The 1,398-nt window shown below is 47.4% G+C and carries 2 protein-coding genes and 1 pseudogene; 1 reads left to right on the forward strand and 2 read right to left on the reverse strand.

The window, feature by feature from the left end:
- Window positions 1-587 (reverse strand): annotated as a pseudogene (locus ACTNEW_RS16210) (IS481 family transposase); the annotation flags it as partial.
- Between the two features lie 63 nt (window positions 588-650).
- Window positions 651-1,058, reverse strand: a complete 408-nt coding sequence (locus ACTNEW_RS16215) for a DUF6431 domain-containing protein (protein WP_441062843.1) — start codon at window positions 1,056-1,058, stop codon at window positions 651-653.
- Between ACTNEW_RS16215 and ACTNEW_RS16220 the strand changes: the two genes are divergently transcribed.
- The gene (locus ACTNEW_RS16220) at window positions 957-1,217 is read left to right on the forward strand and encodes a hypothetical protein (RefSeq protein WP_441062845.1); all 261 of its coding nucleotides are present in this window, start codon (window positions 957-959) and stop codon (window positions 1,215-1,217) included. The two genes, ACTNEW_RS16215 and ACTNEW_RS16220, sit on opposite strands and share 102 nt — an antisense overlap.
- Window positions 1,218-1,398: the final 181 nt, after the last annotated feature.

A 1,398-nucleotide genomic window follows, 5' to 3' on the forward strand; every position in this document is an offset into this window, starting at 1 on the left:
CCAAGGATAAAGCGGCTGGCATCATCGATCAGCGCAATCACATAAACACGGTGCTTCTTTCCATCCTCGGTTTTCAGATAAGGGCCGGCACTGGAATCACCGCACCATACTTCATTGATGTGGGGCCTTTCGTAACGCCGCATATCCTGATTGTTGGTCAGACGTTCCTGTAAGACGAGCTGATTAATGAAACGGCAGACCGTAGATTCCGAGAGCTGTCCGGAGCGGATGCTGCCGTTATCCTGGAGCTGTTTATAGATCGCAGCTGCAGACATCCGGGGATAATGATGCTTGAGATAGATGATCTGCTCTTTCAGGTCTTCATCGATCTTCCGGCTTACACCGCAGTCAGACCGTCCGGTGGGAACCAAGGCATCAAAACCGGATTTCTTGTAAGAAAAGTACCATTTTTCCAAAGTTCCCGGAGAATAGTGGCGAAGGGAACCATCCGGTGCCTTGATCCCTTTCGCCGAAACGGTACGAAAGTAAGCACTCAGGGATTCATAGTCTTCCTGGGTGCCTGTAATGAGTGGAGCAATCGCTGAATAGCGCATGAGGGCGACTGCCTGTTTCTTTTCCTGTTCCATAAGTCAGGCCTCCTTAGGGTTTTTCTTTATTGTAAGGGACAATAGAGGCACTGTCGGGTAAGGTTATGTGGTATAGGAAAAAAGTTTGTTGACCCGCAGATGTATCTGCATGAACTGTGACGAATAATCCGAAAAACAGGAAAGGATCAGATCGTCCAGGGGAAAGAGGTGGATCTTAAGAGAGCGCAGCTTTTCTCTCCAGCAGAGCCTGTAGTTTCGGAGTATGGATTTGACGTTGTTTTCATCAATGGATGGATTGCTCTCACAGACTATGCTGACGCTACGCCCTTCTTCGTAGTCATTGCAGATCCTCTGCTGGTCGGAAAGAAGGACCTGAGAGTAGGGAACCATGGAGGATAGAAGAAGTGCATGGGTAGTACCGCATTCGGAGCATCTCACCCGGCAGACACGGAGCCGGAGAGTTCCGGAAGGCAGCTTTACGGACCTCCAGTAGTAACCATGAACCGACAAACAGGCCGAATGAGAACAGGAACAGGTCAGCTGGTGAAGCTGAAGGTCAAAAATAACAGAATCATAAAAGGATTGAGAAATCTGATTGCAATCCCTGACAAAAATGGTTATCATAGTATTGTGAATAGACACAGGGTTACCTGTGTATGTGAGCAGTAGCAGGCCAGACTTTTCCAGGGTGCAGGCCTGCTATTTCTTTATGCGACAATCATTATGATAACACAAGAGGCACAGCGTAAAGCAATCCGATGTAAAATCCATCAGAATAATTTATGCTGTGCCTCTTTTTAATTTGATTGAATGCGGTATGGTTTAGGACCAGATAAAATGCCGGATAACA

The sequence above is a fragment of the Blautia sp. HCP3S3_G3 genome (genome assembly GCF_052063365.1).
Classification (GTDB): domain Bacteria; phylum Bacillota; class Clostridia; order Lachnospirales; family Lachnospiraceae; genus Blautia_A.

Coding starts and splice junctions, on each gene's coding strand:
- ACTNEW_RS16220 (WP_441062845.1), top strand. CDS start 957: ATGGGTAGTACCGCATTCGGAGCATCTCACCCGGCAGACACGGAGCCG.